This is a genomic window from Bradyrhizobium oropedii (genome assembly GCF_020889685.1).
Lineage (GTDB): Bacteria > Pseudomonadota > Alphaproteobacteria > Rhizobiales > Xanthobacteraceae > Bradyrhizobium > Bradyrhizobium oropedii.
In genome coordinates, this window is record NZ_JACMYO010000214.1 from 1 (window position 1) to 13,089 (window position 13,089).

11 protein-coding genes are annotated in these 13,089 nt (G+C 65.2%); 6 read left to right on the top strand and 5 right to left on the bottom strand.

Annotation, left to right across the window (positions count from 1 at the left end; translation table 11 throughout):
• Positions 1-101 precede the first annotated feature (101 nt).
• Together H8A95_RS36860 and H8A95_RS36865 are read right to left on the bottom strand one after the other, a co-directional pair.
• Positions 102-1,670 carry a DUF4403 family protein gene (locus tag H8A95_RS36860; RefSeq protein WP_229187538.1) on the bottom strand — a complete coding sequence of 523 codons (1,569 nt, stop codon included), beginning with the start codon at positions 1,668-1,670 and terminating at the stop codon, positions 102-104.
• Between the two features lie 211 nt (positions 1,671-1,881).
• The gene (locus H8A95_RS36865; RefSeq protein ID WP_229187539.1) at positions 1,882-2,571 is read right to left on the bottom strand and encodes a L,D-transpeptidase; all 690 of its coding nucleotides are present in this window, start codon (positions 2,569-2,571) and stop codon (positions 1,882-1,884) included.
• A gap of 247 nt (positions 2,572-2,818) precedes the next feature.
• On the opposite strand from H8A95_RS36865, the gene H8A95_RS36870 reads away from it, so the two are divergent.
• Complete coding sequence (locus H8A95_RS36870) at positions 2,819-4,039, top strand: acyltransferase family protein (protein WP_229187540.1); 1,221 nt, start codon at positions 2,819-2,821, stop codon at positions 4,037-4,039.
• 25 nt (positions 4,040-4,064) lie between these two features.
• On the opposite strand, the gene H8A95_RS36875 is transcribed toward H8A95_RS36870, so the two are convergent.
• Positions 4,065-4,862, bottom strand: coding sequence for a sulfite exporter TauE/SafE family protein (locus H8A95_RS36875; RefSeq protein ID WP_229187541.1), 798 nt, complete (start codon positions 4,860-4,862; stop codon positions 4,065-4,067).
• 65 nt (positions 4,863-4,927) lie between these two features.
• Positions 4,928-6,313, bottom strand: a complete 1,386-nt coding sequence (locus H8A95_RS36880) for a TAXI family TRAP transporter solute-binding subunit (RefSeq protein ID WP_229187542.1) — start codon at positions 6,311-6,313, stop codon at positions 4,928-4,930.
• A 138-nt stretch (positions 6,314-6,451) separates the two neighbouring features.
• Between H8A95_RS36880 and H8A95_RS36885 the strand changes: the two genes are divergently transcribed.
• The 3 genes from H8A95_RS36885 to H8A95_RS36895 all read left to right on the top strand — a co-directional run bounded on the left by H8A95_RS36885 (position 6,452) and on the right by H8A95_RS36895 (position 9,101).
• Positions 6,452-7,507, top strand: a complete 1,056-nt coding sequence (locus tag H8A95_RS36885) for a glycosyltransferase family 4 protein (protein ID WP_229187543.1) — start codon at positions 6,452-6,454, stop codon at positions 7,505-7,507.
• A 33-nt stretch (positions 7,508-7,540) separates the two neighbouring features.
• Positions 7,541-8,230, top strand: coding sequence for a class I SAM-dependent methyltransferase (locus H8A95_RS36890; RefSeq protein WP_163160825.1), 690 nt, complete (start codon positions 7,541-7,543; stop codon positions 8,228-8,230).
• Positions 8,231-8,483: 253 nt separating this feature from the next.
• Positions 8,484-9,101: a hypothetical protein gene (locus H8A95_RS36895; RefSeq protein WP_229187544.1), complete on the top strand. Its 618-nt coding sequence runs from the start codon at positions 8,484-8,486 to the stop codon at positions 9,099-9,101.
• Positions 9,102-9,431: 330 nt separating this feature from the next.
• Here the strand turns inward: H8A95_RS36895 and H8A95_RS36900 are convergent, their stop codons facing one another.
• On the bottom strand, positions 9,432-11,096 hold the full coding sequence (locus tag H8A95_RS36900) for an aminotransferase class III-fold pyridoxal phosphate-dependent enzyme (RefSeq protein WP_229187545.1): 1,665 nt from the start codon (positions 11,094-11,096) through the stop codon (positions 9,432-9,434).
• Positions 11,097-11,130: 34 nt separating this feature from the next.
• On the opposite strand from H8A95_RS36900, the gene asd reads away from it, so the two are divergent.
• Entirely contained in the window at positions 11,131-12,000 is an 870-nt protein-coding gene (gene asd / locus H8A95_RS36905; RefSeq protein WP_229187547.1) for an archaetidylserine decarboxylase, read from the top strand.
• A gap of 123 nt (positions 12,001-12,123) precedes the next feature.
• On the top strand, positions 12,124-12,993 hold the full coding sequence (locus tag H8A95_RS36910) for an NUDIX hydrolase (RefSeq protein WP_229187546.1): 870 nt from the start codon (positions 12,124-12,126) through the stop codon (positions 12,991-12,993).
• The last annotated feature ends 96 nt before the right edge of the window (positions 12,994-13,089 follow it).

Below are 13,089 nucleotides of genomic sequence, written 5' to 3' on the forward strand. Positions count from 1 at the left end.
CCGGATTGCACCGGACGATGCTTCGCATCGCCGAGCGCAATCCGACCTCTCCCCGCAAGCGGGGCGAGGTAAAGGAGCACTCCGCTGATCGAGCAGCGTTCCTACAGCGCCGGTAGCGCGGTGACGGCGGCCTTGATGGTGCCGTCGGTTTCCACGATCACCCGGAGCGTCTTCGAATCGAACGCGATGCCGGCAAGGCGGATGCTGTTGACCTCGGCGTCGACACGGATGCCTTCCTCGTTCTTCTGCAGGTCGGCGATCGCCGTGGCGATCTTGCGCTGCGCGTTGGTCGCGAATGGCTTCAGGTCGACGACCATCCGGTCTGCGAGCGCCTGCTGCATGTGCGGGATCGCCGCCCGCGCGGCGGCGCCGAGCAGGCCGAACGCCGCCTCGGACTCGACCGCCAGCTCGACGTCGGCGAGCCGCAGCGTCTGCGCCGCCTGGTCGAGCCGCGGCCGGCCCCAGATGTGCACGGTCGCCTCGGCGCCGAAGCCGAAGAAGCTCTTCTTCTCCTTGGCGTGCACCAACAGCGAGATCAGAAGCCGGTCGCCGGAGGCGGCGATGCTCGCACTCTTGACGGTGACGTCGACCGGGCCGGAGCCGTCCTCGGGGAAGGTCTTGCCCTTCAGCTGCGCCTCGACGAGCTGCGTCAGCGTGGTGAAGGACAGGTCGACCGGCAGGCCGATCGCGACCTGGCTCGGCATCGGCGGCACGATCGAGAGCTTGTCGGGGAACGGGCAGTTCGGGGTGGTCTGCGTCTCGGTGATCCGCGTCTCGGCCTCGATCCCCATCGTCAGCATCATCGAGGACGCATCGACCTTCGGCTGCGCGGCGATCGCGCGGGTCGGTCGCAGCTCGAGCCACATCGGCGGCATCGACGAGGTGCCGCCGGTGCCCTGCAGCGGGATCGAGCGGCAGGCCTTGGTCCATTGCGCGCGGGCGTTGTTCTGGAACACCGGATCGTTGCGCAATCGCGCCTCGACCGCGGAGATCTGGTCGGCGACCGCCTTGTCGATGACCGGCTTGACCTGGGCCGGCACGCTGATGCGGACGCCGGCGGCCGACAGGCTGGTGTCGCCGAGATTGACCTGCGCCTGCAGGTTCGGCTCGATCCGCCAGGACGCGCCAAGCTTCGGCCGGGCGGTCAGGGTGACGTTGCCCTTGATGTCGGCATTGGCGTTGACGTTCTTGATGTTCACCGCGCCGATCTGCTTGGCGACATTGCCGCCGAGCAGGCTGCCGAGCGCGTCGTTGACCGCACCGGTCGCCTTCGCCGACAGCGAGCCCGTGACCTTGAGCGTTCCGTTGATCGGGGTCGTCAGCGTCAGCACATCCTGCGCGCCGGTGGCCGCGATCGGCCCGCGCGATGCGGTCCAGCCGATGTCGGCATTTTGCAGGATCTGCTGGACCGGGTTGTCGGCCTTGCCGCCGAAGGTCTTCGGCGCACCGCGTTCGGCGGCGTCGCGGATCGCCGAGAGGGCGACCGAGACCTGCGCCACGACCGTCGAGGAACGCGGCGCCTGCGGCAGCGGCGGCAGCTGTGCGAGCTGCGGCTTCTGCACGGTGGCGCTCGGCGCAAGCCAGTCCATGGCCTTGAGGCTGATCGCGAACGAGACCAGGACCACGGTGATGCCGAGCGCGATTGTCCTTGGATGCATCGGTAGACGCATCATTCCCCCGGATGAAAATCAACTTTGACGGGTTGTACAGGCCTCCCGACGAGGGCGCCAGTGTGGCGGGATCAAGCTGCTTCAGGGGCGGAGGCGGGCGGCTGGCCTGAGATCACTTAGACGTCAACGATCTGGACGTTAACGATTGTGAACGCGGCAACGGCCCCGGCATGATGCCGGAGCCGTTGTCGATGTCTGGATATGTCGGGCCTTAGCGGACGGCGGAGCCGAGGTCGGCGCGGCGGTCGGTCATCGGCAGCACGATCACCTTGGTGCCGACGTTGACCCGTGAATAGAGGTCGCTGACGTCCTCATTGGTGAGGCGCAGGCAGCCCGAGGACACGTGGGTGCCGATCGTCTCCGGCGCGTTGGTGCCGTGGATACGGTACACCGTGCCGCCGAGATACATGGCGCGGGCGCCGAGCGGGTTGCCGGGGCCGCCGGCCATATGGCGCGGCAGATAGGGCTGGCGGGCGATCATTTCCGGCGGCGGGGTCCAATCCGGCCACTCCGCCTTCTTGGTGATGGTCTGGGTGCCCGACCAGGTGAAGCCGTCGCGGCCGACGCCGATGCCGTAGCGCATCGCCTGGCCATTGCCGAGCACGAGATAGAGATAGGTGTGCGGCGTATCGATGATGATGGTGCCGGGCGCCTCGCGCGTCGGATAGGCGACGACCTGGCGGCGCAGGCGGGCAGGCAATTCAACGGAACGGTCTTCCTCCTGCGCCTGCGGCATCGACTGCACCGGCGGCTGCACCGCCTCGGTCGGCGGCGTCAGGATGAAGGGGAACATCGGCAGCGGAGCGGCCGCGGCGGAGTTCGCGAAAGCAACTGATCCAATCGCCAGCGCACCGAAGGCGGCGGCAGCGAGACGCGAGTTCAGCTTGATGGAATTGAACATTGTCGACCCCTGTTATTTGCGCCCTGCGCGCCAGTCCCGGCGCGTCGTTGGGTCAAACCAGTACAGGTGAGGCGTTTCAGGACGTTTGCACGAAATCGCCAAAATGGTTTCGTGCCGTTAGGGATTTGTTTCGTCGGTGTTTCGTCGAACGGTTAAGGGCGCCTTGCCGGGGATGTCCCGCATCAGGACAATTATCCTGGCACGGCGCTTGCTGTCCGAAGGCGTGGTTCGGAATGGAGCGGAAATCATGCCAGCGCCTTCGATCGGGAGCATGCTGGATCGGCAGAAAGGCTTCGGTCCCGGGTTCGATTTTATCCGTGTTGCGCTCGCGATCGCCGTGGTCGCGGGACATACGCCCTATGTTGCGACTGGTAGCGGCACCTCCGATCAGGCGTGGATCATCTGGTTTCCGCAATTTGCGATCCTGGTGATGTTCTTCGCACTGAGCGGATTTCTGATCGCCGCGAGCGGGCTGCGGCTCAGCGTTAGGGAATTTCTGATCAATCGCGGCTTGCGGATCATTCCGGCACTCGCGGTCGAGATCGTGCTGTCGGCGTTGATCCTCGGGCCGATCTTCACGACGCTGCCGCTCGCCGACTATTTCACCAGCGTCGGCACCTGGAAATACTTTACGAACGTCGTCGGCCTGGTGAACTACACCCTGCCGGGCGTGTTCACCGGAAATCCCGCGCCGGAGGTCAACAGTTCGCTCTGGACCGTGCCGTTCGAATATGGCTGCTACGCTGTGATGGCGCTCATCATGGCGTTCGGGCTGCTGCGCAGACCGGCGCTGATCGTGCTCGGCGTTGTCATTCTGGTCGGCATTGGCTTTGCCGTGCAGATCACCGGGCATGCCGCCAGTCCGTCGCAACTCCCGCCCGGCGTTGCGGGCACGATGTACGACAAGATCTTCAGCACGGCGCTGTTTCTCGGTCGTGGCGCGAAATTGCCGGTCGCCTGTCTGCTCGCAATCGCAGTCTACCTCTACCGCGACCGTATTCCCTATGACGGGCGCATTCTCGCCGCCTGCTGTGCGTTCTGCCTCGGCGCCGCACTGCTTGGGCCGGCGGCCTGGATCACCCAGCCCGTCCTCAATGCCGTCGTCGCGCCGGCGCTGGTCTATATCACCGTATTCCTCGGCGTCTCCAAGCTGCCGAAGCTGCCGCTGTTTTCGAAGGGCGACTATTCCTACGGCATCTACCTGTACGGCTTTCCGATGCAGCAGGTGGTGAAAGTGTGGCTGCCGAACGCCTCGATGATCGTGCAGTTCGCCATCGCGCTGGTGCTGATCACGACGTTCGCGGCTTTCTCCTGGCACTGGATCGAGAAGCCTGTCCTGAAGCTGCGCCGCCATTTCTCCTTCGTGGCGCGCAAGCGGCTCGAGCCGGACGAGATGGTCAAACCGCTCGAGGGGATCGGGCCGCTAGCCGTCACCGTGAGCGGCAGCCGGAGCGCGCGATCTTCCTGACGAGAAGCAACTACGCCGGCGGCGCTCAAAGCCGGACATATCCGGCCAGTCCGTCCCACAGCAGCTTCGCCGCGGTGACGACGAGAATGGCGTAGCAGGTGCGGTACAGCGCGCGCTGGTCGAGGCGTTCGTGCAGCCGCCATCCGGCCCAGACGCCGACCGGCACGGCCGGCACGCAAAGCGCCATCAATATCCAAAGGCTTCGCGACGGCGTGGCGAGCACGAGCCACGGACCGGCCTTCAGGAGATTGCCGACCGTGAAGAACAGGCTGGTGGTGCCGGCGTAGAGCGCCTTCGACATGCCGAGCGGCAACAGGTAGATCGCAAGCGGCGGCCCGCCCGAATGCGCCACCATCGTGGTGACGCCGGAGGAGAGGCCGGCGAACGTCGCCTTGATCGTCGAGCGCGGTTGCGGCTTGATCTCGCCGCCGCCGATGAACCACAGCGCGGCGAACACCAGCGTCACCACGCCCATCACGATTTCGACCGCATGCCGGTCGAGATCGCGCAGCACGAAATAGCCGAGGCCGATGCCGACGACGAGCGCGGGCAGCAGCATCGCGAGGTCGGTGCGCGACCAGGTGTTGGGCTTCCAGAACCGTAGCGCCGTGATGTCCATGACGACGAACAGCGGCGCCAGCAGCGCGCCGGCCGCAATCGGGTCCATCGCCAGCGAGAGCAGCGGAATGCCGACGATGGCGAAGCCGCCGCCGAACGCGCCCTTCATGAAGGCGATCAGGAAGACGCCGGCCAATGCGACCGCGAGCACGTACGATGCGGGCAGGTCGGCGATGATGGACGTGATCATAGTGTGGCGCAGCATGGGGGCGTACGCATGCAGGCGCAATCCAAACATTGCTCTCGGTGCAATTGGTGTGCCCGAGCGGGCTAGCTTGCGCGCATCCTCGGCACGCCCGACCTGTCGCCGTTGATCACCGCGCGGCGGTCGGAGACGGCGTGATGGAATTGCTCGAGCGTCAGCCCGATCGCCGAGAGATCGCCGTCCTCAATCGCGCCGTCGTCGTAGCAATCGAGCGCCTCGCGCAGCAGCGCGTCCGCGTCGCTCTGCATTGCCGCGAGCTCCTCCGGCGTCTCGGCGCCGCGCACCCGCGAGATCAGCGTCAGCAGACCGTCGCGATGGGTGATGTAGCGCTCGCGCTCGTCGCGTTTCACGTAATGGCGCAGCCAGGCGCCCGCCGTGCCGAGGCCGGAGACCAGCAGGATGCCGCCCCAGATGTAGTCGGAGTATTTTTCGAGGAAGGTGCGCTCCGTGCCGTCGATGTAGGCCGCCGCGCCCTGATGCGCCGGCAGCGCGGCATCCTTGTCGGTGTCCGGCTTCTCGATCTTGGCCGCCGCCGGCACGTCGCGCGCGACCTGAAGCCGCTGCGTGAACAACTGCCGATCGAGTGCGCCGACGGTTGCCTCGTGCAGCGCATGTTGCGCGATGATGAGGTGATTGACGCCGACGGTCTCGATCTTGTCCTCGGGCCGGGCCGGCGAAGAGGAGAAGATGCTGCCGGCGATTTCCTCGGACTCATAGAGCGGATGCTTCTGCGCGATCGCTTCCGAGACATCGACGGGGAGGAATTTCGGTTCGCCGCGCGCCGCCGCTGTTGCCGCAATAGCTTCCGCCGTGATCTTGCTGTCGAGCGGCCCGACGGTCATGTAGGCGTCGAGCGAGGGATCGCGCGCGAGATCGGCGACCTTGTTGACGGCGAACTGGCTGATCGCAACCTTGTCGGGGTTGATGCCGGACTCGGTCAGGATCACGCGCAGCAGCGTGACGTTGGCCGGGGTGCTGCCGACGACACCGACCTTGTGGCCGGGGAGATCGTCGATGCTCTTGATCTTCGCAGACCGCGGCTTGCCTTTCCCGCCCGACGGCGCCCACAGCACAACGACGTTCTTGCGCAGGACCGCAACCGCCTCGGCGCTCGCCGGCAGGCTGAGATCGCCGCGCACGACCGCGAGGTCGACCTTGTTCGCGGTGAACAGCGCGATGCTTTCGGCGGCTCCCTGTGTCGTGACCGGCTTCAGCCGCACCGAATTGCCGTCACGCGCAAAGGCCTGCGCGAACGCCTGGACGAGCTTGACGTCGTCACTGCCGGTCGGGCCGACCGCGATCTTCAGCGTCACCGGACGCAGCCCGTAGAACAGCAGACCTGCGGCGACGGCAAACACGAAGATGCCGGCCGCCAGGATCAGGAGCGACGAGTTTCGCCGTTTGAGCCTGCGGCGCGTGGTGCCGGGATGTTCACTCTGCTGCTCTGACATCTGGCTGTCATGTTACACGAAAAACCGGCAGTTCGCCGTGAAAAACAACCTAACATTTCGATGACGTCATACGTTTGAAACATCCATGTCAGAACGTCGTGCGAGCAGAATCAAGATTAACGATTTGGGTCTCCTGCGATGCGCATACTCGTTGCGACCGATGCCTGGCATCCGCAAGTCAACGGCGTGGTTCGGACGCTGACGTCGCTCGCGCGCAGCGCCGAGACGCTTGGCGCCGAGATCGAATTCCTCACCCCCGACGGTTTCCGTTCGGTCGGCGTGCCGACCTATCCGGGCCTGCGGATGGCGCTGCCGAACCGCCGCGAGATCGCGCGCCGGATCGAGGAGGCCGCGCCCGAGGCGATCCACATCGCGACCGAAGGACCGATCGGCTGGGCGGTGCGCGGCTATTGCCGGCGCAACAAGCTCGCTTTCACCACATCCTATACGACACGCTTCCCGGAATATGTTTCGGTGCGCACCGGAATTCCCGACAGCGTCGGCTATGCCGTGCTGCGCCACTTCCACGCCGCCGGGTCGATGACGATGGTCGCGACCGACTCGCTGCGCACAGAGCTTGCCGAGCGCGGCTTCCGCAAGCTCGGCTTCTGGACCCGCGGCGTCGACACCAAAATCTTCAATCCCGACCAGCCGGCGCTGCTCGACCTGCCGCGGCCGATCTTCATGACCATGGGCCGCGTCGCAGTGGAGAAGAATCTCGACGCCTTCCTGTCGCTGGATCTGCCGGGCTCCAAGGTCGTGGTCGGCGACGGCCCGCAAAGGGCGGCATTGGAGCAGAAATATCCCGACGCGATTTTCCTCGGCGAGAAGAAGGGCCAGGACCTGACCTCGCACCTCGCCGCCGCCGACGTCTTCGTGTTCCCGAGCCTGACCGACACGTTCGGCGTCGTGCAGCTCGAGGCGCTGGCCTGCGGCACGCCGGTCGCCGCATTCCCGGTGACCGGCCCGAAGGACGTGATCGCGGATCATCCGATCGGCGCGATCGACAACGACCTGCGCAGCGCCTGCCTGCGCGCGCTGAACATGTCGCGCGCGGACTGCCGCAATTTTGCGTTGGAGCGTTCCTGGGAAAACAGTGCGCGTCAGTTCATCGGCAATCTGGCCACGTTGCAGCCGAGCCGCGCACCGCGGCCCGCGCGCCGCGTCGCCGGCCGCAGTGCGGTTCCGAATTAACAGCTCAATCGAACGAAAGACGAGAGACTATCAATGGCTGAAATCATCAAGCTGGGCGCTGACCGTTCCATGGACTTCGACCGCGAAACGGTCGAGCAGGCCTATGACCGCTGGGCGCCGATCTACGACCTCGTGTTCGGCGGCGTTTTCAGCAAGGGCCGGCAGGCTGCGATCCAGGCCACCAACAAGATCGGCGGCCGTGTGCTCGAGGTCGGCGTCGGCACCGGCATCTCGCTGCCCCTCTACGGCCAAAATGTCCGCATCTTCGGTACCGATATCTCCGAGGCGATGCTGGAGAAGGCCAAGAAGCGCGTCGCCGAGCAGGGCCTGAAGAATGTCGAGGGTCTCGCGGTGATGGATGCCGAGAAGCTCGAATTCCCCGACAATTCGTTCGACGTCGTGATGGCGCAGTACGTGCTGTCGGCGGTGCCGAACCCGGAAGCCGCGATGGACGAGTTCGCGCGCGTGGTGAAGCCCGGCGGCGAATTGATCATCCTGACCCGCGTCAGCGCCGATGCCGGCGTGCGCCGCTTCATCGAGCAGACGCTGCAGCCGGTGGTGCGCCCGCTCGGGTTCCGGACCGCCGAATTCGCCTGGTCGCGCTACACCAAATGGCTGGCCGGCGCGGGCGGCATGGAGCTCGCGGAACGCCGCCTGATCCCGCCGCTCGGCCATTTCTCGCTGGTCCGTTTCCGCAAGGCGGATGTGGCCAAGGCCGCCTAAGGAGGCTGCCTGAGTCGGCCAAGCCAGGCGGCTCAGCCCGCCGGTCCTCCCGGGTGAGCTCGCCACAGCGCGCCCGAACCGGGAGGCTACGATCTCCTCCGCCTCATCCCCATGAACCTTTCCGGGATGAGGCGAGACCCTGCTCCGGTTGCGTCAAGGCGTCGCTCCGCATTGTCATATGTCATTATGATGATGTCACACGCGATACATCGAATCCCTGTAAATCCTGTCCCGAAAGATGTTGGGGGAACCAATGATCAAGAACTTCCTGCAAGAGCTGCGTACCCAGCGTTGGGATGACCATCGCTTCTACCACCACAGCCGGATCAACCAGAGCCTGCACTTCGTCAGCGCGCTGAGCTTCCTGTTCGCCTATGTGATGCTGTTCTTCGATCCGGTCGTGTCGGCGCTGGTCGGCTGGCTGGTCTCGATGACCTCGCGCCAGGCCGGTCACTTCTTCTTCGAGCCGAAGGGATATGACCACGTCAACCAGGCGACCCACGAGCACAAGGAAGACATCAAGGTCGGCTACAACCTGCAGCGCAAGGTCGTGCTGATGGCGATCTGGGCGCTCTCGCCGATGGTGCTGTACTTCGATCCGACCCTGTTCGGCCTGTTCAAGCCCTGGGTCACGATGGTCGACTTCGCCCGTCAGGTCGCCAAGGTCTGGCTCGCGGTCGGCATCGGCGGCCTGCTGTTCCGCACCATCCACTTGTTCTTCATCCGCGACATCGAGACCGGCCTCGTCTGGATGACCAAGATCGTCACCGACCCCTTCCATGACCTGAAGCTCTATCACAAGGCGCCGCTGTTCCTGATGAAGGGCGAGCTGATCGATCCGGGTCTCGAGAAGCACGTCAAGCACGCCTGATCGTTGCTCCCAGCGTCTGCAAACTTTTGTCATGCCCGGGCTTGTCCCGGGCATCACCGTCTTAGGACCACAGCGGATACACTTTCGTTGAGCCACCTCGACCGCATGCCGACTTCACCTCGCCCCGCCTGCGGGGAGAGGCATAGGCCGCCTTTGGCGGCCGTGCGAAGGAACGCCGAAGCGAAGCTTCGGCTAAGTTGCATCGCAGATGCAATCCGGGTGAGGGGGACCCTCCGCGAGTCCATCCATCAGTGTGATTGTGGAGAGTCCACCTCACCCCAACCCTCTCCCCGCAAGCGGGGCGAGGGGGCGAAGGGACCGTGCGCTATGTCAGCGCCAAAGCCTCACAGCGACCATCTCCTTCAGGATCTGCCGCTTGATGTTCTTGTTGGTGAGGCCTTCCTTGTGCCACCACCAGCCGTCGCGCTTCATCTTCTCGGCTGCGGCGACGAAACGATCACTGACCTCGGCGAAGTCGGCGTCGGTGTAGTTCAGGGTGAAGATCAGGCGGCCGGTGCCGACCCAGCTCAGCGCCAACCCCTCGGCGCGCAGGTAGTATTGCAGCATCCAGTTGTAGCGGGACGGCTCGGTGTAATAGACGGTCCAGATCGACGAGATGTTGCCGACGCGGACGGGAAGGTCCTGCTCGGCGAGGCGGTCGTTGAGCGCCTTGGCGCGGCCGTTCCAGGTCTCGTCCAGCCCGTTGTAGATCGAGCGGAAGTTCGGGCTGGCGAGCCGGCTCAGGAACTCGTCCATCGCCGTCATCACATAGGGATGCGAGTTGAAGGTGCCGCGGGCAAAGCAGATGTCGGCCGGGCGGTCGTCACGGAAACGGCGCATCAGATCCTTGCGGCCGCACACCACGCCGATCGGAAGCCCGCCGGCGAGGCTCTTGCCGTAGGTCGCCATGTCGGCCTTGACGCCGAAATATTCCTGGGCGCCACCGGCGGCGAGACGGAAGCCGACGAACACCTCGTCGAAGATCAGGACGATACCGCGCTCGGTGCAGACCTCGCGCAGCTTCTTCAGCCATTCGGTATAGGCGGCGCGGTCGTATTTGGAGGAGCGCGACGAATCGACCAGCGCGGAATCGCCGGGCGCGTTGGAATTCGGATGCAGCGCCTGCAACGGATTGACCAGCACGCAGGCGATGTCCTTGCGGGTGCGCAGCACGTGCAGCGTCTTCTCCGACATGTCGGCGAGGGTGTAGGTCTCGTGCGGCGACACCGGGTTGCCGACGCCGGGCTGCACCTCGCCCCACCAGCCGTGATAGCTGCCGGCGAAGCGAACCAGATGGGTCCGCTTGGTGTGGTAGCGCGCGAGCCGCACCGCCTGCATCACCGCTTCGGTGCCGGACATGTGGAACGAGACCTCGTCGAGGCCGGAGAGCTCGCACAGCCGCTTCACATTGTCGGCGATGATCGGATGGTAGGGGCCGAGCACGGGACCGAGCGCCTGCGCGCGCTTTTCACCCTCGGCGATGCACTCCTTGTAGAAGTCGTTGCCGAATATGTTGACGCCGTAGGAGCCGGTCAGGTCGTAAGACACATTGCCGTCGACATCGGTGACGGTGACGCCGCTCGAGGCCTGAACGAAGGCCGAGGTGCTGAGATGCTCGCGCACCAAGCGGCTGTATTGGAACGGCACGCGGTAGGTTTCGGTGAATTGCAGGTCGGAGATGCGCTCCGTCACCTCGGCGGTGAGCGCGCGGCCCTTGGGGTAGCGATCCCCGTAGAGCCCGGCGAGGCGGAAGAAGCCGTCCTGCCGCTGCATCGCGATCTCCTTCGGCGCTCCGTCGGAGCAGAAGAACGCGTCGATGTCGAATTCGTAATGCGGCACCATGCGCGCGACCATCTTGGACATCTTGGAATGTCCGGTCAGCGAGCGGTGCTTGGCCCGCGACAGCGCGAGGCGGGCCTGAATTCTGGGGAACGCTGCGGCGGCGCCGGCAAGCGCGGCGGCGGACAGCGAGAGAATCGGAAGGGATGTTTCCATGACAGAAGCGCTAGCCTCGGCACCTAACAGATTCATGACAGTCAAGGGCCTGATCTCGGCATTCACCCAGCAGGAAGACCTCAATTTCCTGCTCACCAACCGGATTCCGCGGGCGGCGTTGACCCGTTTCATGGGCTGGTTCTCCAAGGTCGAGAACCCCCTGGTGCGCGACGCCTCGATCGCCTGCTGGAAGCTGTTCTCCGACCTCGATCTGTCGGAGGCGAGGAAGACCGAGTTCAAGAGTTTGCACGATTGCTTTACCCGCGAGCTGAAGCCCGGGCTGCGTCCGGCCGCAGCCGATCCCGCCATCATCGCGAGCCCGTCGGATGCGATCATCGGCGCGCATGGGCGGATCGAGGACGGGCAATTGTTCCAGGTCAAGGGCGCGCCGTATTCGCTGCTCGACCTGGTCGGCGATCCCGCGCTGGTCGAGCAGCACCGGAACGGCCGCTTCGTCACGCTGCGGCTGACCTCGAGCATGTATCACCGCTTCCACGCGCCCTATGACCTCGCGATCGACAAGGTGACGTTCATTCATGGCGACGTCTGGAACGTCAATCCGATCGCGCTGAAGCGGATCGAGCGGCTGTTCTGCAAGAACGAGCGCGCGGTGCTGCGCGCCAAACTGCCGACCGGCGAGGCGCTGACGCTGGTGCCGGTGGCGGCGATCCTGGTCGCCAGCCTCCGCCTGCATTTCCTCGACATCACGCTGAACGCGCAGTCGCGCGGCCCGGTGGATTTCTCCTGTGACGTACATGTGAAGAAGGGCGACGAACTCGGCTGGTTCGAGCACGGCTCGACCATCATCGTGCTTGCGCCCGACAATTTCGAATTCTGTGACAATGTCGCGGAGGGAACGCGGATCAAATGCGGCGAACCGTTGCTGCGCAAGCCCTCAATCTGATCTCGCGTGTCCATCGGCTCATTGTTTGAGCATGAAAACCGGTTTCCACTTCCCCCGATCATGCTTTAGAATGTCCGCGATCGTCGTGCGACGGTCCTAAATCGCAAACCTGATGGACACGTGATGGCGCGGACGCCTGTTCTGGCGGCGGGAGGCATTGTGCTGCGGCGGGAGACACCGCCGCGCTTTGCCGTCGTGCGCCTGCGCAAGCGCAATGAGTGGGTGCTGCCGAAGGGCAAGCTCGACGACGGCGAGACCGCGCGCGATGCCGCCGAGCGCGAGGTGCTGGAGGAGACCGGCCACGACGTCGAGGTGCACGAATTCCTCGGCACGCTGGTCTATGATTCAGGCGGCCGATCGAAGGTGGTGCATTACTGGCGCATGGATGCCGGCGGCAAGCCGGTGCGCGCGTTGATGAGCGACATCAGGGAAGTCGACTGGCTGCCGCTCGATGCGGCGCTCGAACGGCTGTCGCGCAGCTATGAGCGCACGTTCCTGGAGAATGTCGGCCCGATCGCATTGCAGGCCGCTGCGAACGCCGAGCGCGAGCGGCGCGCGCGTTTGCGGGTTGCGGCCGCGGAGCGGCGACGTTCGCGGCTTGCTGCTGATGAATCGGGCGTTGATACATCTTTGATCGCTGAAGAGCCTGTTGCCGCTGACGTCCCCGTGGTCGCGAATGCGCCCGTTGTCGCCGAGACGCCGATCGTCGTCGACACGCCAACGCCCGTTGAGGTGCCGGTCGCGAATGATGCATTCGATAATGCGGCGGCGCCGGCGGCGGATACCGAACCGGATCGGCCGGCGACGGTGCCGGAGCATAGCGCTGCGGATTACGGCGAAGCGGTCGAGACCGCGCATGTCGTGGAAGCAACTGCATCCGATCAGCTGCCGTCACCTGCGCGCGAGACCGAGCGAGTTGCCACCACAGTCCAGCCGATCCCGCGCAAGAACCTGATCGAACGCGTGCGCGATTGGCTGCGCCGCGCGGCCTGACGCCGCGCGCTTCCCATTAATTGTGACGCTTGTCCCGGGGCGGCGGCTTCGCCGCGCGCGGCGGCGGTGCGCGCCGTTGCGTGAAGCCGGGGCGTG

Bases quoted from the DNA above. Each gene is read 5' to 3' on its own strand.
- H8A95_RS36860 (WP_229187538.1), bottom strand. From the start codon at position 1,670: ATGCGTCTACCGATGCATCCAAGGACAATCGCGCTCGGCATCACCGTG.
- H8A95_RS36865 (WP_229187539.1), bottom strand. From the start codon at position 2,571: ATGTTCAATTCCATCAAGCTGAACTCGCGTCTCGCTGCCGCCGCCTTC.
- H8A95_RS36870 (WP_229187540.1), top strand. From the start codon at position 2,819: ATGCCAGCGCCTTCGATCGGGAGCATGCTGGATCGGCAGAAAGGCTTC.
- H8A95_RS36875 (WP_229187541.1), bottom strand. From the start codon at position 4,862: ATGCTGCGCCACACTATGATCACGTCCATCATCGCCGACCTGCCCGCA.
- H8A95_RS36880 (WP_229187542.1), bottom strand. From the start codon at position 6,313: ATGTCAGAGCAGCAGAGTGAACATCCCGGCACCACGCGCCGCAGGCTC.
- H8A95_RS36885 (WP_229187543.1), top strand. From the start codon at position 6,452: ATGCGCATACTCGTTGCGACCGATGCCTGGCATCCGCAAGTCAACGGC.
- H8A95_RS36890 (WP_163160825.1), top strand. From the start codon at position 7,541: ATGGCTGAAATCATCAAGCTGGGCGCTGACCGTTCCATGGACTTCGAC.
- H8A95_RS36895 (WP_229187544.1), top strand. From the start codon at position 8,484: ATGATCAAGAACTTCCTGCAAGAGCTGCGTACCCAGCGTTGGGATGAC.
- H8A95_RS36900 (WP_229187545.1), bottom strand. From the start codon at position 11,096: ATGGAAACATCCCTTCCGATTCTCTCGCTGTCCGCCGCCGCGCTTGCC.
- asd (WP_229187547.1), top strand. From the start codon at position 11,131: ATGACAGTCAAGGGCCTGATCTCGGCATTCACCCAGCAGGAAGACCTC.
- H8A95_RS36910 (WP_229187546.1), top strand. From the start codon at position 12,124: ATGGCGCGGACGCCTGTTCTGGCGGCGGGAGGCATTGTGCTGCGGCGG.